Annotated in this window: 23 protein-coding genes and 1 tRNA gene; 15 read left to right on the top strand and 9 right to left on the bottom strand. The window is 68.7% G+C overall.

Annotated features, from left to right (window positions below; all coding sequences use genetic code 11):
• Positions 1-24: 24 nt before the first annotated feature.
• Positions 25-1,350 carry a nicotinate phosphoribosyltransferase gene (locus tag AC0J5J_RS05645; protein WP_474899923.1) on the bottom strand — a complete coding sequence of 442 codons (1,326 nt, stop codon included), beginning with the start codon at positions 1,348-1,350 and terminating at the stop codon, positions 25-27.
• A 58-nt stretch (positions 1,351-1,408) separates the two neighbouring features.
• Complete coding sequence (locus tag AC0J5J_RS05640; protein WP_198414247.1) at positions 1,409-2,641, bottom strand: beta-ketoacyl-[acyl-carrier-protein] synthase family protein; 1,233 nt, start codon at positions 2,639-2,641, stop codon at positions 1,409-1,411.
• 243 nt (positions 2,642-2,884) lie between these two features.
• Between AC0J5J_RS05640 and murI the strand changes: the two genes are divergently transcribed.
• The 4 genes from murI (at position 2,885) to AC0J5J_RS05620 (ending at position 6,078) form a co-directional block, all read left to right on the top strand.
• Positions 2,885-3,748 carry a glutamate racemase gene (murI, locus tag AC0J5J_RS05635; RefSeq protein ID WP_474899922.1) on the top strand — a complete coding sequence of 288 codons (864 nt, stop codon included), beginning with the start codon at positions 2,885-2,887 and terminating at the stop codon, positions 3,746-3,748.
• Positions 3,745-4,479: a ribonuclease PH gene (gene rph, locus AC0J5J_RS05630; protein ID WP_134424980.1), complete on the top strand. Its 735-nt coding sequence runs from the start codon at positions 3,745-3,747 to the stop codon at positions 4,477-4,479. The genes murI and rph overlap by 4 nt, the downstream gene beginning before the upstream one ends.
• Before the next feature lie 4 nt (positions 4,480-4,483).
• A complete protein-coding gene (rdgB, locus tag AC0J5J_RS05625; RefSeq protein ID WP_474899921.1) occupies positions 4,484-5,074 on the top strand; it encodes an RdgB/HAM1 family non-canonical purine NTP pyrophosphatase in 591 nt (196 codons plus the stop codon).
• Positions 5,075-5,166: 92 nt separating this feature from the next.
• Positions 5,167-6,078, top strand: a complete 912-nt coding sequence (locus tag AC0J5J_RS05620) for a cation diffusion facilitator family transporter (protein ID WP_474899920.1) — start codon at positions 5,167-5,169, stop codon at positions 6,076-6,078.
• Here the strand turns inward: AC0J5J_RS05620 and AC0J5J_RS05615 are convergent.
• From AC0J5J_RS05615 to AC0J5J_RS05600, 4 genes are all read right to left on the bottom strand, one after another.
• A complete protein-coding gene (locus AC0J5J_RS05615) occupies positions 6,075-6,848 on the bottom strand; it encodes a DedA family protein (RefSeq protein WP_420898544.1) in 774 nt (257 codons plus the stop codon). The genes AC0J5J_RS05620 and AC0J5J_RS05615 overlap by 4 nt on opposite strands.
• A 101-nt stretch (positions 6,849-6,949) precedes the next feature.
• Positions 6,950-7,621, bottom strand: coding sequence for a DedA family protein (locus AC0J5J_RS05610; RefSeq protein ID WP_241972776.1), 672 nt, complete (start codon positions 7,619-7,621; stop codon positions 6,950-6,952).
• A gap of 1 nt (position 7,622) precedes the next feature.
• A tRNA-Leu gene (locus AC0J5J_RS05605) sits at positions 7,623-7,704 on the bottom strand.
• A gap of 53 nt (positions 7,705-7,757) precedes the next feature.
• On the bottom strand, positions 7,758-8,687 hold the full coding sequence (locus AC0J5J_RS05600; protein WP_474899919.1) for a LysR family transcriptional regulator: 930 nt from the start codon (positions 8,685-8,687) through the stop codon (positions 7,758-7,760).
• A gap of 146 nt (positions 8,688-8,833) precedes the next feature.
• Between AC0J5J_RS05600 and AC0J5J_RS05595 the strand changes: the two genes are divergently transcribed.
• From AC0J5J_RS05595 to AC0J5J_RS05550, 10 genes are all read left to right on the top strand, one after another.
• Positions 8,834-10,231: an MFS transporter gene (locus tag AC0J5J_RS05595; protein WP_134424976.1), complete on the top strand. Its 1,398-nt coding sequence runs from the start codon at positions 8,834-8,836 to the stop codon at positions 10,229-10,231.
• Between the two features lie 52 nt (positions 10,232-10,283).
• Entirely contained in the window at positions 10,284-11,090 is an 807-nt protein-coding gene (locus AC0J5J_RS05590) for a 3-hydroxybutyrate dehydrogenase (RefSeq protein WP_134424975.1), read from the top strand.
• A 291-nt stretch (positions 11,091-11,381) separates the two neighbouring features.
• A complete protein-coding gene (locus AC0J5J_RS05585; protein ID WP_474899918.1) occupies positions 11,382-12,614 on the top strand; it encodes a CpaF family protein in 1,233 nt (410 codons plus the stop codon).
• On the top strand, positions 12,611-13,468 hold the full coding sequence (locus tag AC0J5J_RS05580; RefSeq protein WP_134424973.1) for a type II secretion system F family protein: 858 nt from the start codon (positions 12,611-12,613) through the stop codon (positions 13,466-13,468). Before AC0J5J_RS05585 ends, AC0J5J_RS05580 begins: the two co-directional genes overlap by 4 nt.
• The gene (locus tag AC0J5J_RS05575; RefSeq protein WP_241972775.1) at positions 13,456-14,403 is read left to right on the top strand and encodes a type II secretion system F family protein; all 948 of its coding nucleotides are present in this window, start codon (positions 13,456-13,458) and stop codon (positions 14,401-14,403) included. Before AC0J5J_RS05580 ends, AC0J5J_RS05575 begins: the two co-directional genes overlap by 13 nt.
• 70 nt (positions 14,404-14,473) lie before the next feature.
• Complete coding sequence (locus AC0J5J_RS05570; protein WP_474899917.1) at positions 14,474-14,650, top strand: hypothetical protein; 177 nt, start codon at positions 14,474-14,476, stop codon at positions 14,648-14,650.
• A gap of 6 nt (positions 14,651-14,656) precedes the next feature.
• The gene (locus AC0J5J_RS05565; protein WP_474899916.1) at positions 14,657-15,067 is read left to right on the top strand and encodes a TadE/TadG family type IV pilus assembly protein; all 411 of its coding nucleotides are present in this window, start codon (positions 14,657-14,659) and stop codon (positions 15,065-15,067) included.
• A 79-nt stretch (positions 15,068-15,146) separates the two neighbouring features.
• Complete coding sequence (locus AC0J5J_RS05560) at positions 15,147-15,584, top strand: hypothetical protein (protein WP_474899915.1); 438 nt, start codon at positions 15,147-15,149, stop codon at positions 15,582-15,584.
• Positions 15,581-16,099, top strand: coding sequence for a pilus assembly protein TadG-related protein (locus tag AC0J5J_RS05555; RefSeq protein ID WP_474899914.1), 519 nt, complete (start codon positions 15,581-15,583; stop codon positions 16,097-16,099). Before AC0J5J_RS05560 ends, AC0J5J_RS05555 begins: the two co-directional genes overlap by 4 nt.
• Positions 16,100-16,142: 43 nt before the next feature.
• A complete protein-coding gene (locus AC0J5J_RS05550) occupies positions 16,143-17,027 on the top strand; it encodes an EamA family transporter (RefSeq protein WP_241972772.1) in 885 nt (294 codons plus the stop codon).
• 76 nt (positions 17,028-17,103) lie between these two features.
• Here the strand turns inward: AC0J5J_RS05550 and AC0J5J_RS05545 are convergent, their stop codons facing one another.
• From AC0J5J_RS05545 to AC0J5J_RS05535, 3 genes are all read right to left on the bottom strand, one after another.
• Positions 17,104-17,760: a pentapeptide repeat-containing protein gene (locus AC0J5J_RS05545; protein ID WP_474899913.1), complete on the bottom strand. Its 657-nt coding sequence runs from the start codon at positions 17,758-17,760 to the stop codon at positions 17,104-17,106.
• Positions 17,761-17,762: 2 nt separating this feature from the next.
• On the bottom strand, positions 17,763-18,224 hold the full coding sequence (locus AC0J5J_RS05540) for a nitroreductase family deazaflavin-dependent oxidoreductase (RefSeq protein ID WP_474899912.1): 462 nt from the start codon (positions 18,222-18,224) through the stop codon (positions 17,763-17,765).
• Between the two features lie 62 nt (positions 18,225-18,286).
• Complete coding sequence (locus AC0J5J_RS05535; RefSeq protein WP_474899911.1) at positions 18,287-19,558, bottom strand: MFS transporter; 1,272 nt, start codon at positions 19,556-19,558, stop codon at positions 18,287-18,289.
• 63 nt (positions 19,559-19,621) lie between these two features.
• Between AC0J5J_RS05535 and prfB the strand changes: the two genes are divergently transcribed.
• Positions 19,622-20,731 (top strand): peptide chain release factor 2, encoded by a 1,110-nt coding sequence (gene prfB, locus AC0J5J_RS05530; RefSeq protein ID WP_134424968.1) that lies wholly within the window; start codon positions 19,622-19,624, stop codon positions 20,729-20,731.
• The last annotated feature ends 34 nt before the right edge of the window (positions 20,732-20,765 follow it).

Genomic DNA, 20,765 nt, shown 5'->3' with positions numbered 1-20,765 from the left:
GACCGGGTGTTCACGACCGGGTGATCACGGCCGGTACAGGGTCGGAATCACGGGATCGCCGCGGCCGAGACGGAACGCCTCGATCGGCAGTTCCTGCATGACGGATGCATGGTGCGCGCGGGCGAGGGACGTGCCGGCGGCTCCGAGGTAGCGCTCGTCGATCACGCCGTCGGTGATCAGTGGCACGAGCAGCACCCGGTCCCTGCCCTCGGCCTCAACCGGCAGGGCGGCATCGGCGGGATCCTCGCCGATCAGGATGACCTCCGCGCGGGCGATCCCCGCGGCGTCGAGACGGCGCACGGATCGCTTGCGGCCGCCGACCGAGACCTTCGCAGCCGAGGTCTTGGCGACCGACACCCACTCCCCGGCATCATCGCGGTGGGCGACCAGTTTGTAGACCATGCCCGCGGCGGGTGAGCCTGACCCGGTCACGACCGAGGTGCCAACGCCGAAGGCGTCCACAGGCGAGGCGGACAGCGCGGCGATGGAGAACTCGTCAAGGTCGCTGGTGACCGTGATGTGAGTGTTGACAGCGCCGAGGGAGTCGAGCTGGGCGCGGGCTTCGGCGACCATTGTGGGCAGGTCTCCGGAGTCGATCCGGATCGAGCCGAGGGCGGGGCCGGCCACAGTGACGGCCAGGTCGATGCCCTTCACGACGTCGAAGGTGTCGACGAGGAGGGTGGTCGACGGACCGAAGGCGGCGACCTGGGCGCGGAAGGCATCTTCCTCGCTGTCGTGAAGGAGGGTGAAGGAGTGCGCGGCCGTGCCCATAGTCGGGACACCCCAGCTGCGGCCGGCCTCGAGGTTGCTGGTGGAGGCGAACCCGGCGATGTAGGCGGCGCGGGCGGCGGCGACCCCGGAGTACTCGCCCGTGCGGCGCGAACCCATTTCGGCGAGCGGGCGGCCCAGGCTGACCGACACCATCCGTGCGGCCGCACTGGCGACGGAGCTGTCGTAGTTGAGAACACTGAGAATGAGTGTCTCGAGAATCACGCACTCGGCGAAGGTGCCGTCGACCGTGAACAGGGGGGAGCCGGGGAAGTATGCCTCGCCCTCCTGGTAGCCCCAGATGGTGCCGCGGAACGCGTAATCGGCGAGCCAGTCGAGGGTGGGCTCTCGGACCACGTTGTTGTCCCGGAGCCAGGTGAGTTCGGCGTCCGTGAACCGGAAGGCGCGGATCAGTTCGAGCAGGCGCCCGGTGCCGGCCACGATGCCATAACGACGCCCGGAGGGCAGGCGGCGGGCGAAGGCCTCGAACTGGCACTCCCGGCCCGCGGTTCCGCTCTGGATCGCGGCGTCCACCATGGTGAGTTCGTACCGGTCGGTGCGGAATGCTGAAGATTCGGTCACCGTCGAAGCCTATCCGGCCTGGTCGGTGCGCATTCGTGCCTGGGCTGAGGCACCGGGCCTACAGTGCCCCGAAGGCGACGATGCAGTTCTGGCCGCCGAAGCCGAAGGCGTTGGCCAGGGCGAACTTCACCGGCTTCTCCCGGGCGACCTTCGGCACGTAGTCGAGGGTGCAGTCCGGATCGGGGGTCGTGTAGTTGATGGTGGGCGGGATGATGCCGGTGCGGACCGACAGGGCGCAGAGCAGTCCGGAGAGGGCGCCGGCGGCGCCGATCATGTGGCCGGTCATCGACTTGGGGGCGGTGACGGCGATGGAGTCGGCGGCGTGCCCGAGTGCCTGGCGGATCGCCGAGGTCTCCGCCCGGTCGTTGGCCTGGGTGGACGTGCCGTGGGCGCAGATCATGTCGATGTCGCTCGGGTTGAGTTTCGACTTGATCAGGGCGCGGGTCATGGCCAGGCTCGCGAACTTGCCGGTGGGTTCGGGCGCGACGATGCTGTGGCCGTCGCTGGTCAGGGCGCCGCCCAGCACCTCGGCGTAGATCTGGGCGCCGCGGGCTCGGGCGTGGGAGAGGAGCTCCATCACGAACACGACCGCACCCTCGCCGAAGACGAGGCCGTTGCGGTCGGCATCGAAGGGGCGGCTGGCCTCAGCCGGGGAGTCGTTGTTCGTGGACGCCGCGTGCATGGCGTTCAGGCCGGCGAACATGACGGGTGTGATCGCGGCCTCCACGCCGCCGGCGATCACGACGTCCGCGTCGCCCATCATGAGCATGGTTCGCGCTTCGAGGAGGGCGTACGCGCCGCTGGCGCAGGCCAGGGCGCTCGCGTTGACCGGCCCATGGATGCCGAGGTCGATGGCAACCTCGCAGGCAGCCATGTTCAGCAGGGCGGAGGGCACGAAACGCGGCGGGATACGGCGGGAGTCGCCGGAGTTGACCAGCTCGGTGGCCTCCTGGATCTCCGCGAACCCGCTGACGGCGCTATTGACGACGACCGCCGTGTCGATGCCTTCCATGGAGGTGCCGAAGCCGGCATCCGCCACTGCCTCGCGGGCGGCGGCGATGGCGAGCTGGGAGGACCGGGACGCGCGCTTGACCTGCTTCACGGTCATCCGCTCGGCCGGAACGAAGTTCTTCACTTCAGCTGCGATCTGCGTCGGCAGGCCGGTGGGATCGAAGTGGGTGATCCGCGCGACGCCGCTGCGGCCGCTGGTGAGACCAGACCACGTATCGCGCCAATTGTTGCCCAGGGGGGTCAGAGCGCCCAAACCGGTGATTACGACTCGATCATTCACGGTGATCATCTCCTCAAACGACGCATGTGACGAAAACTTCGGTGCGGCATCCGTCGGTTGGCGGTGGCCATATTCCGAGTGTAGTTACGGCCATATTCCCCGATGGGAACGTGCTGGAGCCCCGAAGCGGAGCCTGAGAATATGCCTTCAATCTCCCTGTTCGGGGGTCGAACGCGTCGTGTGCCGTTGCCACCTCCGACGTACACGGGTGGGGGTCAGGGATTCCGACTAAGCTCGAACGTCGTGACGGATGCACCGATTGGAATCTTCGATTCCGGAGTGGGCGGCCTGACTGTCGCCCGGGCGATCAAGGATCAGCTGCCCAACGAATCGATCCTCTATATCGGAGATACCGCGCATTCTCCGTATGGCCCGAAGAAGATCGCGGATGTGCGTGGCTTCGCCCTTGACGTGCTCGACGACCTGGTCGCCCAGGACGTGAAAATGCTGGTCATCGCGTGTAACACCGCGTCGGCCGCGATGCTCCGCGATGCCCGTGAACGCTACAGCGTTCCTGTGATCGAGGTCATCCAGCCCGCCGTGCGGAGCGCCGTGCGCACCACCCGCAACAAGCGCGTCGGCGTGATCGGGACCCTCGGTACCGTCAAGTCGCGCGCCTATGAGGACGCATTCGCCGCGGCCACCGACATCACGCTGCTGACCCAGGCCTGCCCGCGGTTCGTCGAGTTCGTCGAAGCGGGAATCACCACGGGCGACGAACTACTCTCGGTCGCCGAGGGCTACCTCGCCCCGCTGCGCGCTGCGGAGGTCGACACGCTCGTGCTCGGCTGCACGCACTATCCGTTCCTGCGCGGTGCCATCTCCTATGTGATGGGGGATACCGTGACTCTCGTCTCCAGCGATACCGAGACGGCCAACGACGTGTACCGGCTGCTGGTCAGCCAGGGTCTGGAACGCACTGAGAAGGCGCCGCCCAGCTACCGCTACGAGGCGACCGGCGACAGCGCCGACGATTTTCTGCACCTGGCCCACCGACTGATCGGTCCGGAAATCGGCCGCGTCGACCTGGTAGAGACCGGGTCCTACAACTTGAGCGAGCTTGCCGAGTTCGCCGCATCGCATCCCAACCTCAAGGAGACCCCGTGACCGACACCGTGCGCGTAGACGGACGAACGAACGACCAGCTGCGCCCCGTCACGATCGAGCGCGGGTGGAGTGACCAGGCCGAGGGGTCGGCCCTGATCTCGTTCGGACGCACCAAGGTACTCTGCACGGCCTCGTTCACCAACGGTGTGCCGCGCTGGATGGCCGGCAAGGGCAAGGGCTGGGTCACGGCCGAGTACTCCATGCTGCCGCGCTCGACCAACTCCCGGATGGACCGCGAATCGGTCAAGGGCCGCATCGGCGGACGCACCCACGAGATCAGCCGGCTGGTCGGTCGCAGCCTGCGCGCCGTGGTCGACATGAAGGCCCTCGGCGAGAACACCATCGTGATCGACTGCGACGTGCTGCAGGCCGATGGCGGAACCCGCACCGCGGCGATCACGGGCGCCTACGTCGCCCTCGCCGACGCCCTGGAGTGGGGCCGGGAGAAGAAGTTCCTCAGCCAGAAGGCCCAGCCGCTGACCGACAGCGTCGCGGCCATCTCCGTGGGCATCGTAGGCGGCAAGCCCATGCTCGACCTGGCTTACACGGAGGACTCACGCGCCGAAACCGACATGAACGTGGTCGTCACCGGCCGCGGACTCTTCGTGGAGGTGCAGGGCACGGCCGAGGCCGCGCCGTTCGACCGCACGGAACTCAACTCGCTGCTCGACCTGGCCCTGGCCGGGACGATTTCCCTGACCGAGTTCCAGAACACGTCGCTGGGGCGCTAGAGCCATGCAGGTCGTTCTCGCCACCCACAATCAGCACAAGGTGCAGGAGCTGCGCCGCATTCTCGCGCCGCGGTTGCCCGATCTCGAGGTGCTGGCGTACGACGGCCCGGAGCCGGTCGAGGACGGCGTCACGTTCGCTGAGAACGCGCTGATCAAGGCCCGGGCCGCTGCGGCGCACACCGGCCTGCCGGCCATCGCCGATGACTCCGGCATCTGCGTGGACGTGCTCGGCGGTTCACCCGGAATCTTTTCCGCCCGCTGGGCCGGGCCCGCCCGGGACTCCGACCAGAACCTGCAGCTGCTGCTCTGGCAGCTGGGGGACGTGTCCGCGGAGCACCGCGGCGGGCACTTCACCTGCGTTGCCGCCCTCGCCATGCCCGACGGCACCGAATGGCACGTCACCGGGGAATGGCCAGGCCAAATCCTGGCCGAGCCCAGCGGCGACGGAGGCTTCGGCTATGACCCGATCTTCCTGCCCGACGGCTACGCGATCTCGGCGGCCGAGCTGACCCCGAACGTGAAGAATGAGCACAGCCACCGGGCGAGGGCCTTCGGCAAGCTGATTCCGGTGCTGGAGACGCTGCTGGACGCCTGACCGGCGCATCCGCCCGGCTTGGTGAGAACGGCATTCATTCCCAACTGGCGGCTGAACTGGCGGTCGGGTGCCCACGGCCATACCGTGGAGGCATGGGCCACGACCACGCGCACACCTCAGAGACGAACCGCGCGCGCCTGTCGGCGGCGATCGCCATCGTCGCCGTGGTGCTCGTGGTGCAGATCGTCGGGGCCTGGCTCACCGGATCGCTGGCCCTGCTGGCGGACGCCGGGCACATGTTCTCCGACCTCGCGGGCCTGGTCATCGCACTCACGGCCACCGTCGTCGCCGCCCGGCCCGCCACAGACCGACAGACCTTCGGCTACCAGAGGGCCGAGGTGTTCGGCGCACTGCTGAACGGCCTCATCCTGCTGGCGGTGGCCGTGGCCGTCGTGATCGGCGCCGTCGGGCGCCTGGTCGACGCCGGCGGCACCGAGGTGCGGGCGACGCCCATGCTGGTCGTCGCCGTGGTCGGCCTTCTGGCCAACGTGGCGGCGCTGCTCCTGCTGCGGCCCGCGGCAGGGTCGTCGATCAACATGCGCGGTGCCTACCTCGAGGTGCTGGGGGACACCCTGGGATCGGTGGCAGTCATCGTGGCGGCCGGGGTCATCCTGCTCACCGGTTTCATGCAGGCGGATGCGATCGCGTCGCTGGTCATCGCCGGCATGATCGCGCCGCGCGCCTTCGTGCTGCTGCGGGATGTGCTGCGCGTGCTGAGCGAATCGGTGCCCGCCGACACGGATGTCGCTGAGATCCGGCGGCACCTGCTGGACACTCCGGGTGTGGTGGCGGTGCACGATGTGCACGTCTGGATGATCACCTCCGGCGCCCACGTCTTCAGCGCCCACATCGTGGTCGAGCCGGCCGTGCTCAGTTCAGGAGGATCCGGTGCGCTGCTCGACGCCCTGTCCGGCTGCCTGGCCGAGCACTTCGACGTGGACCACTCCACGTTTCAGCTCGAACCGGCCGAACACGCCGAGCACGAGGAGAACCCGCACCGTTAGTCGTGCTTGTGCTCGTCGTGTTTGTGGTCGTGGGTCTGCTCGAAGGCGTCGGAATCGAGCACGAGGCTACCCGTGGCGGTGGCCGGCGTCGCGGAGGATGCGGTGGTCGCATCCCGACGGGCCTTGGACGCGGCCTGCAGATAGTGGATGACGGTGGGGATGAGGGTGATGACGACCGCACCGATCAGGATGATGTCGATGTAGTTCTGCACGAAGTCCGCGACGGGCGGGATATAGCCGAGGAAGAATCCGAAATAGGTGAGTCCGGCACCCCAGAGCAGTGCCCCGATCAGGTTGTACAGCGAGTACTTGCGGTAGTCCATGTGACCGACTCCCGCGGCGACCGGGGCGAAGGTGCGCACGATCGGCACGAAGCGCGCCACGATCACGGCGACGCCGCCGAACCGCACGAAGAACGCGTTCGTGCGTTCCACGTTCTTGATGCTGAAGAGCCCCGATTCCTTGCGTTCGAACACCTTGGGCCCGAACCTGTGCCCGATCAGGTAGCCGACTTCACCGCCGAGGAACGCCGCGAAGCCGATGGCCAGGGCCACCCACCAGATGTCGATCTGGATCACTCCCGCGAAGGTGAGCAGGCCGGTGATCACCAGCAGCGTGTCGCCGGGGAGCAGGAAGCCGACCAGCAGGCCGGTCTCGGCGAAAACGATGGCGCACACACCCAGGAGGGCCCAGGGTCCGAAGCCGTTGATCAGGACTTCCGGGTCGAGCCAGGGGATGACGGCAGTAGGAACCAGGCTGGTGTGGATCACGAAGAAACTCCTGTGGGCGACGGTCAGATCGGCCGGGCGGCGGGATCACTGTGTGCTCAGGTACAGGCTAGCCCGCTTTGCCGTCAGGAAGCCGTGCGCGATCAGGCCGCGGGGTCGTCGAGGACGGCGCCCCGGGCATCCCGGCGGTTCTGAGCACGGTCGGCGATCCAGGTGCGCACGCCGAACACGATCGAGGCGGTGATGAAGACACCGGCGATCACATAGGCGGCGCTCTTGACTCCCGGGATGGCGGCCGCGTAGTACCCGGTCAGGGTGAGGCCCACACCCCAGGCCAGGGCTCCGACCAGATTGCTGGTCAGGAACTTGTAGTAGTTCATGCGGCCGACGCCCGCGATGACCGGCACGAACACCCGGCCCCAGGGCATGAACCGGGCCACGACCACCGACCACCAGCCGTACTTGTGATAAAAAGTCTCAGTCTTGGCGATGGCCGCCCGTGTGCGGCGCCCGCCATGGCGGTCCAGGTAGGAGCGACCGTAGTGGCGGCCGAGCAGGAATCCGACCTGGTCGCCCAGGAATGCGGCGATACCGGTGCCGACGGCCAAAACGGCGATACTCAGATTCGGGGTCGACGCGGCCACCAGACCGGAGCCGAAGAGCAGCGAATCGCCCGTGATGAACGGAATGAACACCCCGAGGAACACCGCCGTTCCGGCGAAGACCAGCGCCCAGACAAGCAGGTAGAAGACCACGACGCCGGTGTTGGCCAGCAGGTCGCTCAGTTGGCCGTCCAGGGCCGACATATTTCTCATGTGCGGGAGAGGGGACTTGAACCCCCACGCTCGAAAGCACAGGAACCTAAATCCTGCGTGTCTGCCAATTTCACCACTCCCGCGAAGTGCGCCCCCAGTCTACTTCGTGAGCCTGCCCTGCTCGGGAGGACGCAGGTCAGTCGGAGGACGCGGCCCCGAGCAGCGCCGCCGTGAACGCGGACGTCTGCGCCCGGAGGGCCGTGACGACGGCCGCGACGGCAGGTTGGTGCAGGGACTCCTGCCGGAGAACCATCCAGTACTGCAAACGTTCCTGGAACTGCTCCGGCAACAGACGCACCAGGTCCGGATGCTGATCGCCCATGAAGCAGGGCAGGAATCCGATTCCCGCTCCGGCCCGGGTGGCTTCGACGTGCACGAACACGTTGGTCGAGCTGATCGAGGCCTGCATCGACGGAACGAGGCGCCTGGGCGCATCCAGATCATCGACCAGCAGCATCGCGTCGACGAAATAGACCAGCGGATGCTGCGTCAGCTCGGCCACGGTCGTTGGTGTGCCGTGCTCGGCGAGGTAGTCGCGCGAGGCGTACATGCCCAGCAGGTAGTAGCCCAGCCGGAACGATTCGGCCCGGTGAGTCTGAGGCTCGCCCACCACCACCTCGATATCCAGACCCGAGCGGTGCTGCAGGGCCCGGCGGGTCACCGTCACGATCTCGACGCGGAGGGACGGATGCGTGCGCTGCAGGCCCGCGATGGCGGGGGCGGCGATGTAGGCGCTGAAGCCATCCGTCGCTGACATGCGAACGACGCCGGACAGCTGATGCGGCTCGCCCGTCGGTCCGTTCAGAATGGCGATCGCGGATTCGACGTTCTCGGCGGCGTTGAAGGCACGTTTGCCCAGCTCGGTCAGCTCCCAGCCGCCGACCGTGCGGGAGAGCACACGCCCGTCGAGCGCCTTCTCCAGGGCGGTGATGCGGCGGGACACGGTGGTGTGATTCACGCCCAGGCTGTCGGCGGCCGTGGTGAACCGGCCGGTGCGGGCGACGGCGAGGAGGATGAGCAGGTCGTCCGGGTTGGGCAGGGACGCGGAGGCAGACTCGAAGCTCATATCTGCAAGTATGCACACTGCATGTGTCAAAGTGGTTATTGATGCAGAACTGACTGGCGGGAATACTCGGGGGAGCCGTGCTGGGCCGTCAAGGTCCATCCGCCATCCACCACGACGTGTCAGAGACGACACCGAAGGAGACAGACATGAGCGTCAATTCGCGCGTCGAGGCCGGTTCCGGAGGAACCACCTCGAACAGCGGTAACGAGAAGTCCGGCCTGAAGAAGATTGTTGCCGCCTCCATGGTGGGAACGGTCGTCGAGTGGTACGAATTCTTCCTCTACGCCACGGCCGCGAGCCTGGTGTTCGGGACGGTGTTCTTCCCCAACGCCGGCAGCGAGCTGGACGGCATCCTCGCCGCCTTCCTGACCTACGCGGTCGGTTTCCTCGCCCGACCGCTGGGCGGCATCGTGTTCGGCCAGATCGGCGACCGCCTGGGCCGCAAGCACACCCTCCAGGTCACAATCATTCTCGTCGGCGTGGCCACCTTCCTGATGGGGTGCCTGCCCGGCTTCGACACCATCGGCTACTGGGCGCCGGCGCTGCTGATCGGGCTTCGTTTCATCCAGGGCTTCGCCGTGGGCGGTGAGTGGGGCGGCGCCGTGCTGCTCGTCGCCGAGCACAGCCCCGACAAGTCCCGTGGGTTCTGGTCGAGCTGGCCCCAGGCCGCCGTTCCGGTCGGCAACCTGCTCGCCACCCTCGTTCTGCTGACCATGTCCTGGATCCTGCCGGCCGAGCAGTTCATGAGTTGGGGCTGGCGCGTCGCGTTCTGGCTGTCCGCCGTGATCGTGGTCATCGGCTACTACATCCGCACGCACGTCAACGAAGCACCGATCTTCCTTGAGGCTCGCGCCCAGGTCGAGGCCGAACAGGCCATCAGCTACGGGGTCACGGAAGTCATCCGCAAGTACCCGCGCGGGATCCTCAGCGCCATGGGCCTGCGGTTCGCCGAGAATATCCTGTACTACATCATCGTGAGCTTCTCGATCGTCTATCTGGTCACGGTGCACGCGTATGACACCAGCCAGCTCCTGTTCGCACTGCTGCTGGCCCACGTCGTGCACTTCCTCGTGATCCCGCAGGTCGGCCGGCTCTCCGACCGTTTCGGACGCAGGCCCGTGTACCTGGCCGGAGCGATCCTCGGCGCGACCTGGGCGCTGTTCGCCTTCCCGCTGTTCGACACGCAGAACCCCGTGCTGATCATCCTGGCCATCACCCTCGGCCTGTGCTTCCACGCGCTGATGTATGCGGGTCAGCCGGCGATCATGGCCGAGCTGTTCCCCACCCGGATGCGCTACTCCGGCGTCTCCCTGGGCTACCAGGTGACGTCGATCCTGGCCGGCTCGATGGCGCCCATCATCGCCGTCGCCCTGCTCAAGGAATACAACTCCTGGGTGCCGGTCGCGCTGTACCTCGCAGGCGCCTGTGCGATCACCGTCGTGGCTGTGCTCACGCTCAAGGAAACCAGGGGGATCTCGCTGCGTGAGGTCGACGCCGTCGATGCGCGCAAGCACGGCCTGGCGCCGGCCACGCCCGTTCGCTGAGTGCCGCGCGCCGGCTTCACTCCCTCGGGCATGACACACAAAGGAAACCGTAATGACTGATGCATCCGTGGCCGCTTCCATCGCAGGATGGGAGCGGCCCCGGCCGCTCTCCGGCCGAACCGCCCTGGTCACCGGGGGTGGGAGCGGCATCGGGGCCGCCGTCGTGCGTTCGCTCGCGGCCCGTGGCGCCCACGTCATCGTCGCGGACATCCACCGCTCGTCAGCGGACGAACTCGCCGATGAGGTCGGCGGCTCCAGCTGGATCGTCGACCTGGCGAACCCGCTCGCGCTGACCGACGAGGTGCTGCAGAAGGCCTGTGCGGGGGTGGACATCCTCGTCAACAACGCGGGCATCCAACGGATCAACCCGATCCAGGACTTCGCCCCGGCCGACTTCCGGCTCATCCTCGCCCTGATGCTGGAGGCACCGTTCCTGTTGACCCGGGCGGTGCTGCCGCACATGTACGCCTCCGGCTTCGGGCGCGTGATCAACGTCACCTCGGTGCACGGTATCCGGGCATCGCCGTTCAAGAGCGCCTATGTCGCCGCCAAGCACGGCCTCGAGGGGCTGTCGAAGGTCACCGCACTGGAGGGCGGGGAGCACGGGGTGACCAGTAACTGTGTCAGCCCCGGGTATGTTCGAACGCCCCTGGTGGAGAAGCAGATCGCCGACCAGGCGCTGGTGCACGGCATCCCCGAATCGGAGGTGCTCAGCAAGATCATGCTGACCGAGAGCGCCATCAAACGCCTGGTCGAACCGGATGAGGTCGGGTCGCTCGTCGCCTGGCTGGCCGGGACCGAGGCTGCCATGGTCACCGGCGCCAGCTACACGATGGACGGCGGCTGGTCGGCCCGCTGAGCCGGGCGCTGCTGCGCTGCCTGCGCTGCCTGCCTGCCCTGCCTGCGCTGCCTGCCCTCAGGACGTGCCTCCGTGCATAACTCCTGCAAATCCTGTGCGGCGGCGCTGCCGCGGCCCGGAATTCCGGGTGCATCCGGCCGGCCCTGAAGATTTTGCAGGAGTTATGCCCACGGTGTTGGCGCGAGGAGAGGCTCGGGCGTCGCGGCGGGTGGGAACGGCGTCGGGCGGGAAACGTCGGCAGGCTGTGGATAAGTCGGGCGTGGCCGGCGGGGCATGGGCGAGTATGCAGGAATGAGCGAAGCCGTACGCATCATCACCGAGCAGGTTCGCACCCGGGTGCGCCGTGACGGCGTCGACCTCTCCTCGAACAACGGGCTCACCGAGCAGTACGTGCGCGACGAGGTGCAGCGCTACGCCGAGCGGGCGCTCGGCAACTCCTTGCCGCTGATCGCCGACGAGCGCCAGGCGGCCCGCGAGGTCGTGGCCTCGCTGACGGGGTTCGGGGCGCTGCAACCGTTCCTCGACGATCCCGGCATCGAGGAGATCTGGATCAACGCCCCTACCCGCGTATTCATCGCCCGCGACGGAGTGCCCGAGCTGACCACGATGGTGCTCACCGAGCGGGAGGTGCGCGACCTGGTCGAACGGATGCTGCAGGCATCCGGCCGCCGCGTCGACCTCTCGTCCCCGTTCGTCGACGCCTCTCTGCCCGACGGGTCGAGGCTGCACGTGGTCATTCCCGACATCACCCGCCGGCACTGGGCGGTGAACATCCGCAAGTTCACCCGGCGCATCCGTGACCTGAACCAGCTGGTCGGGCTCGGATCGCTCACGCAGCAGTCGTCCGAGTTTCTGCGGATGTGTGTGCTGGCCGGGCAGAACATCCTGGTCTCGGGGGCCACGCAGACCGGCAAGACCACCATGCTCAACGCCCTGCTCTCGGCCACGCGCACGACTGAGCGCATCGTGACGGTGGAGGAGACCTTCGAGCTCGACCTCGCCGCGCGCGATGTCGTGGCGATGCAGTGCCGTCAGCCCAGCCTCGAGGGCACCGGGGAGATCACCCTGCGCCGCCTGATCAAGGAGTCGCTGCGGATGCGCCCCGACCGGCTGATCGTCGGCGAGGTGCGCGAGGCCGAGAGTCTCGACCTGCTCATCGCCCTGAACAGCGGGCTGCCGGGCATGTGCTCGATCCATGCGAACAGTGCGCGTGATGCGCTCGGCAAACTGTCCACGCTGCCCCTGCTCGCCGGCCGCAACATCGACTCGTCTTTCGTTCTGCCGACCGTGGCCGGCTGTATCGACATCGTCGTGCACTGCGAGATCGACCGGCACGGGCGGCGCCGGGTGACGGAGATCCTCGCACCGAGCGGTCAGCTGTCGGGCGCGTTGATCGAGGCCAGCCCGATCTTCCTGGCGCGGAACGGCGTGCTCGAGCCCACCGGGGGCTACCCGACGAAGCTGGCCAAATTCCACGCCGCCGGACTCGACCCGGCCATCGTGCTGCGGGCGGGGGCCGCATGACGCTCGCCCTGGGGGGACTGCTCGGCGCTGGCCTGTTGCTGCTCGCCGCACCGTTCCTGTGGCCGCGCCAGACCGGGCCCGCCCGCATGCGTACCCCGGGGCGGTGGCGCACGGTCCTGGCCCAGGCCGGGCTCGGAAACCTGCCGCTGCCGGCCTTCGTCGCCCTGTCCCTGGTTCTGGCGCTCGCCGCGTCGGCGCTCAGCCACGCCCTTCTCGGTATCGCGGCGCTGTCGCTGGTCGCGGCGCTGGCCGGCCTGGCGCTGCCCGCACTGATGGTGGTCTGGCGGGCGCGCGCCAGGCGGCGGGCGAACCGCGCCGTCTGGCCCGACGTCGTCGACCACCTGGTCTCGGCGGTGCGGTCGGGACTGGCGCTGCCCGACAGCGTGGGCAGCCTGGCCGGGGCCGGTCCGCTGTCGACGCGGCCCGCGTTCGCCGAGTTCGCCCGGGATTATCAGGCCACCGGCAACTTCAGCTCCGCTGTCGACGGGCTCAAGGCGTCGCTGGCCGATCCCGTCGCCGACCGCATCCTCGAAACGCTGCGCATGGCGAGGGAGGTGGGCGGCAGCGATCTCACCGCCGTGCTGCGCAGCCTGGCGGCCTGGATCCGTCAGGATGCCGCGATCCGGTCGGAGGTGGAAGCCCGGCAATCCTGGATCGTCAACGCGGCCCGGCTGGGCGTGGCCGCGCCCTGGATCGTGCTGTTGCTCCTGGCCTCCCGGCCGGAGGCAGCCGTGGCATACAACACCTCCGCCGGGGTGGTCGTGATCGTCGGCGGCCTGGGGGTCTCCGTGGTCGCCTACCGGGTGATGGTGGCTCTGGGGCGGCTGCCCGAGGAACGCCGGTGGTTCCGGTGAGTGCCGCGCAGGCCTGGGCGCTGTTCTTGGGCACGGCACTCGGCGTCGGTCTCTGGTCGCTCGCCAGCCTCGTGCCTCGGCTGAGCCGCCCCCGCCTCGCGCAAAGGCTCGCGCCGTACATCCAGGACGTGTCGGCGGAGGCGCGGCTGTTCGTGGGGCGCACGACGGTGCATCCGTTGCCGGTGCTCGGCACCCTGTTCGCCCCCGTGTTCGGTGCCCTGAAACGCGCGTTCGGCGCGGTTCTCGGCGGGTCGGAGTCGATCGAGCGGAGACTGCGGCAGTCGGGGTCGGACCGCAGCACCGATGAATTCCGGTCGGAGCAGGTGGTCTGGGCTCTCGTGGGTCTTGCCGCCGGTGCCGGGGCGATCGTGGCTCTGCCGACGTTCCGGTCGCTGCCGCTGCCCGTGCAGGTCTTCCTGCCCGTGGTCGCCGGGGCGGGCGGCGCACTGACCCGCGACTGGATGCTCAGCCGCGCTGCCACCGCGCGACTGGCCCGCATGCAGAGCGAGTTTCCGACCGTGCTCGAGTTCATGACGCTGTCGTTGTCGGCGGGGGAGGGCATTCTGGACGCCCTCGGCCGCGTCTCTCGCACGAGCATGGGCGAGTTGGCGAAGGAGTTGGCGGGCGTGGTGGCGGATGTGCGCACCGGAGTGCCGCTCGCGGTCGCCCTGCATGAACTGTCGCGGCAGATCGCATTGCCCTCGGTGACGCGGCTGGTCGACCAGGTCACCGGTGCCCTCGACCGCGGAACCCCGCTCGCTGAGGTGCTGCGCGCCCAGGCGCAGGACGCCCGGGACGAGGCCAGGAGGGGGTTGATCGAGGTGGCCGGCAAGAAGGAGGTGGCCATGCTCGTGCCGCTGGTGTTCCTGATACTGCCGATGACGATTCTGTTCGCGATCTTCCCCGGCCTGTTCATCCTGCAGAGCGGTTTCTGACCCGATTGCCGACGAGAACCCCATGAAAGTCGAACCCGCCCCGAACCCACGAAAAGAATGAGGAGCAATCATGACGACATTGAGACGGCGATTCCCGGACTGGTCGGGCGACGAGCGCGGTGACGTGCCGGGTTGGGTGCTGATCACCCTGATGACCGCCGGCCTGGTCATCATCATCTGGGGGCTCGCCGGACCCGCCCTGAGCGGTGTGTTCCAACAGGCGATCGACCGGGTCAGCGGGATCTGACCGGGCATGGTCGGCACACGGGGGCACCGGGCACGATCGCCCGGTGGTGACGAGGGCTCGGCGGCGGCCGAGTTCGTGATGGTCGGGGCGCTGCTGACCGTGCTGACGCTTGCCGTCCTGCAGCTCGGGATCGCCCTGCTCGTGCGCAACACCGTGCTCGACGCCGCCGCGGAGGGCGCGCGGCATGCCGCGCTCGCCGACAGCGGGCTGGGCGAGGGAGCGGCCCGAACCCGCGAGCTGATTACGGCGACGATCGGCCCGGCCTATGCGACCGATGTGGAGGCGACATTCGGGGACTACGGCGGGTTCCCGAGCGTGCAGGTGCGCGTCGTGGCGCCCCTGCCGCTGCTCGCACTGTTCGGCGTGGATCGCGGGCTCGAGGTGGTGGGGCATGCGGCGGTCGAGACCCTGGATTAGCGGGAGCGCGGCTCGTCGGTGCGCTCCGGGCGATCGCACCGTTCTTCGCAGCGGCGCCGGCTGGTGGCGACCGTCGGCCGTGGCCGACACCGAGCGCGGGTCGGCGTCGCTGGAGTTCATCACGGCCGGGCTGATCCTGCTGGTGCCGCTCGTCTACCTGGTGCTGGCGATGGCGGCGCTGCAGGGCGGCGCCCTCGCCGTGGAGGGAGCCGCTCGCCAGGCCGCCCGCGTCTACGTGCAGGCGCCCGACGAGGCCACGGCCGCGGCGAGGGCCGAACGGGCCGTGCAGTTCGGGCTCCTGGACTACGACATCGACCCGGTCGGCGCCGAGGTGAACGTGGCCTGCACGGGCGGTGTGAACGGATGCCTGACACGGCAGAACTCGGTCACGGTGACGGTGCGCATCCGGGTGGCCCTGCCGCTGCTGCCCGACCTGCTCTCGCTCCGCGACTCGGCCAGCGTGCCCCTGGAGGCCCAGGCCACACAGACGGTGTCCCGGTTCTGGCGGGCCGGATGAGCGGCGCCGGCGTGGGCTCTCCGGTTGCGCCCACCGGAGCACGGGCCGCGCGTATGCCGGGCCGGCTGCCGATCCGGGCCGGAGGCGACGACGGTTCGACGCTCATCCTGACCATTTTCTACGGGTTCCTGGCGATGGTGCTGATCCTCATCGTCGTGGCGGCGACGTCGCTCTATCTGGAGCGCAAACGCCTGCTGACCCTCGCGGACGGCGCGGCGCTCGCCGGGGCCGAAGCATTCGACCTGGGCGCGGTGACCGTCGCCGGCGACGGTTCGGGTGCGGCGCTGCGGCCGGCCCTGTCGTCGGCCGAGGTGTGGGCCGCCGCCACGGAGTATCTCGCCGCCGCCCCGCACGGCCGGATGGAGGAGTTGAGGGTGAGCGATGCGGCATCCGTGGACGGGCGGAGCGCCTCGGTCTCGCTGACCGCCTACTGGCGCCCGCCGGTGCTGAGCATCCTGCTGCCGGAGGGGGTGCCGCTCGAGGTCACGGCGGTGGCGCGGTCGGTGTTCCGCTAGCGTTAGCGTGACGCGCCTGCCCCGGCGCCGGGGGAGGAGCATCGTGACGGCTGAACGCGACCGCCTGACCGGTGCCGGCGCCCAGCTCGTGACCGAGGTGAGCATCAACTTCGGGTCGTCGCTGGCGGGCCTCGCCATCCCGCTCGTGGGCTCTCCCGTCGTGGTCGCCGTGCGGCAACTGGTGATGGCGGCCACGGTGCTGCCGTTCTACCGGCCCAAGCTCGCCGGCCTGACCTGGCGGCGGCTGTGGCCCGCGTTGGCGCTCGGCGTCGTGCTCGCCGTGATGAACCTGACCTTCTACGAGGCCGTCGACCTGCTCGGACTCGGCATCGCCGCCACGATCGAGTTCCTGGGCCCGTTTGCACTCGCTCTGGCCTCGTCGCGTCGCCTGCTCGACTTCGTCTATGCCGCGGCGGCGGCGGGCGGGGTGTTCATGCTGACCTGGTCGGACGGGGCGTTGAACGTGCTCGGCATCCTCTTCGCCCTGACCGCGGCGGCATCGTGGGCTGCCTATATTCTGCTCACCCGCAAGGTGGCCGTGACCTTCCCGGGGCTCGAGGGCATCTCCGTGGCCAGCGTCGTGAGCCTGACGCTTCTGGTGCCGTTCGCGCTGCTCACGGTCGATTGGACCACCCTCAACTGGGGTGTGATCGGGCTGCTGCTGGCCATCGGCGTGCTCTCGTCGGCGTTCCCGTACACGCTGGACACCTACATTTTGCGCCGCATCACCCCGCGCCTCTACGCGATCATCACCAGCTTCGGCCCGGTGATCGCGGCCCTGTTCGGCGCGCTGGTGCTGGGGGAGACCTTCCTGCTGCAACAGCAGATCGCCATTCTGGTGGTGTGCGTGGCGGCCGGCGCGGCCATCGCCAGTCAGCGCGACACCCCGAAATCCGAACTGGAGATCATCGCGGGCGCGACTCCCTGACCGGGCGTGCGGGTATCCGTCACAGGCCGCCCCGGAGCGCCCTGCCCGGCGTTCAGGCCGGTGAGCCGACGAGCCTTTACGTGACGATGATGCCCAGGTGCGCCGCGAGAACGGGCGCGAGCAGGCTGAGCTGGGCGTCGTCGATGGTGGCGCCGCGCAGACCCTCGAGTCCGTGGATGGCGCTGAAATCGCTCGAGCGCAGGTCGGCGTCCTTGAGGGTGGCGCGGGTGACGTCGAGGGTACCGATGCGGCAGTCGCGCAGTTCCAGGCGTTGCACGGTGGCGCCGCCCAGGTCGAGCTCCTCGATGATGCAGTCGGAGAGGAGCACGTCGGTGAGAGTGGCCCCGCGCAGGTTCACGAAGTCGAGCTTGGACCCGTCGATGTGCACCGAGCGCAGGGTGGCCTCGTAGAGCTCGACCGACCCGAGCCGGGAGTGCTCGATCGAAACGTCCCGCCAGCTCGAGCGCGGCGCGGACAAGACAGACGCGTGCAGCTCGCCGGCCACGCAGTCGGCGACGGATGCCCCGCGCAGCTGGGTATCGCTCAGCGACACTCCGCGCAGCTCGCACTCCTGAAAGCCGATGCCGGTCAGGTCCCGGCCGGACAGGTCGCAGCCGGTGAAACGCTCGGCTTCCCGGCTGTCACCGGCGCGGAGGTCGCTGCCGTCGGCATCCGTCAGGCCGGCCAGCACGATGGGGTCGAGCTGCGGGCCGCGGGTCTTCGCGCGCGCCACCTCTAGGAAGCAGAGGCGGCGTCGGCGGGAGGAACAGGCTCGAGCACGAACACCGGGATGACCCGGTCCGTCTTCTTCTCGTAGTCGGCGTAGTCGGGGTACGCGGCCACGGCCCGCTGCCACCACGCGGCGCGTTCGGTGCCGGTGACCTCGCGGGCCAGCATGTCCTGCAGGATCGGGCCATCCTGCAGCTCCACGAGCGGGTGGGCCACCACATTGCCGTACCAGACCGGGTTCTTCGGGCTGCCGCCGAGGGAGGCGATCGCGGCGTAGGCCCCCTCGTGCTCCACGCGCATGAGCGGGGTCTTGCGCAGCTTGCCCGACTTGGCCCCGAGGGTGGTCAGCACGATGACGGGCATGCCGCGGAGGGTGGTGCCCTGAGTGCCGCCGGAGCTTTCGTACAGGTCGACCTGGTCGCGCACCCACTGCTGGGTGCCGGGCTCGTATTCTCCGATGAGGGGCATGTGACCATTAAACGCCCTCGGGTGGACATCTGTTCTTAGTCAGCGGGCAGGTCTGCGGAGGCTCAGGGGCGAAGGCGCGGACGGCGGGGTGCGTAGCGGGGGATATAGCGGCCGAGGATCACGGCGCCGAGCAGCCCGAACACGCCCACCACGCCGCTGGCGATCGAGATGGTGGCGACCGCGGTCAGGCCGGCCACGGCCAGGGGGGCGACCGCGCCGCCCAGGTCCGCGGTGAAGCGCCACGCGCCCAGGAACGGCGCCGGGCTGGTGTTCTTCGGCGCCAGGTCGGCGCCGAGGGTCATCAGCAGGCCGCTGCCGATGCCGTTGGCGAGCGACAGGAGCATGGCCACGGCGATGAACCACTCCACGTTGCCGGGCAGGTCGTGCGTGAACGCGAGGATGAGGTGCCCGGTGCCCAGGCCGATCATCGACGGGATGGCGGTCCACATGCGGCCGAAGCGGTCCATGATCTGGCCGCTGGCATAGAAGAGGGCGAAGTCGACCGCGCCGGCGATGCCGATGATCAACGCGATGTCGGGCACGCTGATGCCGATGCTGACCGCCCAGAGCGGGAGCAGCACCGTGCGGGAGGCGCGCATCGCCCCGACCAGGCCGGCGCCGGTGCCGAGGCGGAGCAGCACTGCGCGGTAGCCCCAGAGGGTGCGGAACAGCCCCTGGGACTCCTCGGCCGCGAGCTCCTGCCCGGCCGGCATGACGGCGCCGTCGGGCGCCGTCACCAGCTCTGGGCTGCCGAAGGTGCTCTCGGGGTCGGGCAGCAGGAGGAGCATCGCCGCCGCGCCGAGGCAGCAGACCACGAATACCCAGAACACCGACTCGGTGCTTCCGGTGAGGCTGAGCAGGGCGGCGGCGATGAACGGGCCGATGAACCAGCCGGCGCGGAAGATGCCGCCGAGGGTGGAGAGTGCCCGGGCCCGGTAGGCCAGCGGCACGTAGCTGGTCATGAACGCGTGCCGGGCGAGGGCGAAGACGGCGGTGGCCAGGCCGATCAGGAAGACGCCGACGCCCAGCACGAGGGGGTTGGGAGCGACGATGCAGATCAGCACGGCGATGATCGCGAGCAGGGATGCCCAGAGCATCGCGTTGCGCTCGCCGATGTGGGCGACCACCCAGCCGCTCGGGATATCCCCGGCCAGTTCGCCCACCATGATCATGGCGGCGATGAACCCGGCGATCGCGAGCGTGGCCCCGAGATCGTCGGCCACGATCGGGATCAGCGGGATGATGGCGCCCTCGCCGATCGAGAACAGCAGCGTCGGGAGAAACGCGGCGAGTGCGACGGAGCGCATCTGGAAGGGGCGCTCGGCGTTACTCATGGCGTCTCGATGCTATCTCGCGCCGGGCCCGGCGCGTTCCGGCCCGGTAGGCTGGGGTCCGACATGATTGAGCTGGAATTCTCGGAGCAGATCGCCGCACTGCGGGCCACGTTTGACGACATCCGGTCGGTGATCGATATCGATCGACTCCGCACCGATATCGCCGACCTGAATGAACAGGCCGGTGCGCCCGACCTGTGGGACGACTCGGACCATGCGCAGAAGGTGACCAGCGAACTGAGCCACCGCCAGTCGGAACTGGCCCGCATCGTCAGCATCGAATCCCGCCTCGACGACCTCGAGGTGCTGGTCGAGCTCGCCAACGCCGAGGGAGATCAGGAATCGGCCGACGAGGCCACCGCGGAACTCGCGAGCATCACGAAGGTGCTCGGCGACCTCGAGGTGCACACGCTGCTCAACGGCGAATTCGACGTGCGCCCGGCGGTCATCACCATTCGTTCCGGCGCCGGCGGCGTGGACGCGGCCGACTTCGCCGAGATGCTGCTGCGCATGTACCTGCGCTGGGCCGAGCAGCACAACTACCCGGTGCAGGTGCTCGACGTGGGCTACGCCGAAGAGGCCGGCATCAAGAGCGCGACCATCCAGGTGGATGCGCCGTACGCTTTCGGCACGCTCAGCGTCGAGGCCGGCACCCACCGCCTCGTGCGGATGAGCCCATTCAACTCCGCCGGCAAACGCCAGACCTCGTTCGCCGCCGTCGAGGTGGTGCCGTTGATCGAGCAGACCGAATCGATCGAGGTGCCCGAGAACGACATCCGCGTCGACGTCTTCCGCTCCAGCGGCCCCGGTGGCCAGTCCGTGAACACCACCGACTCCGCCGTGCGCATCACCCACCTCCCCACGGGCACGGTGGTGAGCTGCCAGAACGAGAAGAGCCAGATCCAGAACCGGGCCGCCGCCATGCGCGTGCTGCAGTCCCGTCTGCTGCTGCTGCAGCGCGAGCAGGAGGCCGCCACCAAGAAGGAACTCGCCGGGGTCATCACGGCCAGCTGGGGCGACCAGATGCGCAGCTACGTGCTCGCTCCGTACCAAATGGTCAAGGACCTGCGCACCAACTACGAGGTCAACAACCCCAGCCAGGTTTTCGACGGTGACCTCGACGGTTTCATCGCGGCCGGCATCCGTTGGCGCAAGCAGGCCCCGCAGGATTAGGCGCTCGATCTGTGTCTCCTGTTTCCGGTTCGGT

This window comes from Cryobacterium sp. TS_SC_7, from assembly GCF_056156285.1.
The sequence above is the reverse complement of the archived record's forward strand: the minus strand, read 5'-3'. Positions and strand labels throughout refer to the sequence as shown.

What these genes read in the sequence shown, in the direction of transcription:
- AC0J5J_RS05590 (WP_134424975.1), top strand. Translation starts at nt 10,284, where the DNA reads ATGACTGATGCATCCGTGGCCGCTTCCATCGCAGGATGGGAGCGGCCC.
- AC0J5J_RS05600 (WP_474899919.1), bottom strand. Translation starts at nt 8,687, where the DNA reads ATGAGCTTCGAGTCTGCCTCCGCGTCCCTGCCCAACCCGGACGACCTG.
- rdgB (WP_474899921.1), top strand. Translation starts at nt 4,484, where the DNA reads ATGCAGGTCGTTCTCGCCACCCACAATCAGCACAAGGTGCAGGAGCTG.
- AC0J5J_RS05535 (WP_474899911.1), bottom strand. Translation starts at nt 19,558, where the DNA reads ATGAGTAACGCCGAGCGCCCCTTCCAGATGCGCTCCGTCGCACTCGCC.
- AC0J5J_RS05610 (WP_241972776.1), bottom strand. Translation starts at nt 7,621, where the DNA reads ATGAGAAATATGTCGGCCCTGGACGGCCAACTGAGCGACCTGCTGGCC.
- AC0J5J_RS05585 (WP_474899918.1), top strand. Translation starts at nt 11,382, where the DNA reads ATGAGCGAAGCCGTACGCATCATCACCGAGCAGGTTCGCACCCGGGTG.
- AC0J5J_RS05595 (WP_134424976.1), top strand. Translation starts at nt 8,834, where the DNA reads ATGAGCGTCAATTCGCGCGTCGAGGCCGGTTCCGGAGGAACCACCTCG.
- AC0J5J_RS05580 (WP_134424973.1), top strand. Translation starts at nt 12,611, where the DNA reads ATGACGCTCGCCCTGGGGGGACTGCTCGGCGCTGGCCTGTTGCTGCTC.
- prfB (WP_134424968.1), top strand. Translation starts at nt 19,622, where the DNA reads ATGATTGAGCTGGAATTCTCGGAGCAGATCGCCGCACTGCGGGCCACG.
- AC0J5J_RS05555 (WP_474899914.1), top strand. Translation starts at nt 15,581, where the DNA reads ATGAGCGGCGCCGGCGTGGGCTCTCCGGTTGCGCCCACCGGAGCACGG.
- AC0J5J_RS05565 (WP_474899916.1), top strand. Translation starts at nt 14,657, where the DNA reads ATGGTCGGCACACGGGGGCACCGGGCACGATCGCCCGGTGGTGACGAG.
- AC0J5J_RS05540 (WP_474899912.1), bottom strand. Translation starts at nt 18,224, where the DNA reads ATGCCCCTCATCGGAGAATACGAGCCCGGCACCCAGCAGTGGGTGCGC.
- AC0J5J_RS05570 (WP_474899917.1), top strand. Translation starts at nt 14,474, where the DNA reads ATGACGACATTGAGACGGCGATTCCCGGACTGGTCGGGCGACGAGCGC.
- AC0J5J_RS05620 (WP_474899920.1), top strand. Translation starts at nt 5,167, where the DNA reads ATGGGCCACGACCACGCGCACACCTCAGAGACGAACCGCGCGCGCCTG.